Annotated in this window: 1 protein-coding gene and 2 pseudogenes; 2 read left to right on the forward strand and 1 reads right to left on the reverse strand. The window is 31.2% G+C overall.

What is annotated here, in order from left to right:
• Together U880_RS11890 and U880_RS10940 are read left to right on the forward strand one after the other, a co-directional pair.
• Positions 1–662, forward strand: a pseudogene (locus U880_RS11890) (plasmid maintenance protein); the annotation flags it as partial.
• Entirely contained in the window at positions 659–1,195 is a 537-nt protein-coding gene (locus U880_RS10940) for a hypothetical protein (protein ID WP_024655311.1), read from the forward strand. The pseudogene U880_RS11890 and the gene U880_RS10940, both read left to right, overlap by 4 nt.
• A gap of 63 nt (positions 1,196–1,258) precedes the next feature.
• Here the strand turns inward: U880_RS10940 and U880_RS11895 are convergent.
• Positions 1,259–1,381: pseudogene (locus tag U880_RS11895) on the reverse strand (Bdr family repetitive protein); the annotation flags it as partial.

The raw sequence follows: 1,381 nt of genomic DNA on the forward strand, positions 1-1,381 counted from the left end.
AACACTTTCTAAAGCAATTTGGCAACAGGTACAAGTACAAAGTGTGGATGATGATGAAAAGAACAGATGGCGTAATAAACGACTATGAGATCATATGGGAGGGCCGATTCAAAGATTGGTACTCGCACAAATATAAGAAAAATTACACGACGAAAAAAGAAAAATATGGCGAAAAAATAAGATTAGCAAGCAAAAATTTTGAATTTCATGCGTCAAAAAATGTGAAAGACGAAGAAGAAGAAAAAAAAGAAAAAGAGAAAACAGAAAAAGAACGCAAACTGAAACTTAAACGACAACAAGAATATATAGAGAGATTATTTAGGCGAGAAGAAGAAGAAAGAAGAGAGCGAATCAGAAGGAGAGAGGAAGAAAAGGCAAAGTTGAGAATGGAGGTTAAAGAAGAAATACGGTCTTATGTAGGAAGTATTGAAAATAGCGATTCTAGTGATGATATTGCAAATTTATACCCTTTATACGAAGAGAGTAGGGGAGATAATATTGCCGTACGCCCGCCGCGACCACAAATTAACACTAATTTTGAAGGATTTAAGACTACTAAAGGACTTTCTCTTGCTAGTTTAGGAATTATGCTTCAATATCAAGAGCAAGATCCAGGTAAAGATAAAATTTTGATGCAAAATGCAAAAGGAGAGACGATATGAAATTTACGTTGAAGTATTTGATAAGAAGACTTTATTTGAGAAGAGATAGATTTTGGCAAACTTATATGAGCGATGAGATTCAGTCTAAAAAAAATGATGAGACAATAGTTAATTTTCCAATACTAAATTCTGATGATATTGATTATGAGTATGTATCTTCATATGTTAAAGAGTGGATAAGTAAGAAATATACAGATAATTGCGATATCAAAATTCAACTAGTGGACAATCTTTATTATAATTGCGAAATAAAGAAATATAGTTTACTTGCTGGTGTTTTAGAGACTCTTTACAGAGATTATAAGGAAATTTTTCTTGGTAATTTAGAAAGAAAAAAGGTAGTTGAACCTAAAATTAAGTTACAACCAGAAGATGCAGAAAAAGATCAAAAAGATCAATCTGTAGATCAAGCAGAAGAACGGGTTGTGCAACAAGATCAAGCACAAGCAAAAGCAGCAGCTAAAGCTAAGGCAGCTAAAAAGCCTGCTGCTACTAAGCCAGAAGTTATTCAGCCAGAGGTTATTCAAATCTAATTAGAGATTAATATGAATTATTGATTTTGCTAATTAAAGATTTGTGGAATTAGTAATTCATGTTTATTTATTTATGATTGAATTGATTATTGAGATTAATGTTAAAAGAATTCCTACGTTAATTGTAATAATAGTTCCAAGCATCCAATTATTTAATTTTAATTTACTATTAAGTTCTGTTTTGTT

The sequence above is a fragment of the Borrelia hispanica CRI genome (assembly GCF_000500065.1).
In the GTDB taxonomy this organism is placed as follows: Bacteria; Spirochaetota; Spirochaetia; order Borreliales; family Borreliaceae; genus Borrelia; species Borrelia hispanica.

Coding starts and splice junctions, on each gene's coding strand:
- U880_RS10940 (WP_024655311.1), top strand. CDS start 659: ATGAAATTTACGTTGAAGTATTTGATAAGAAGACTTTATTTGAGAAGA.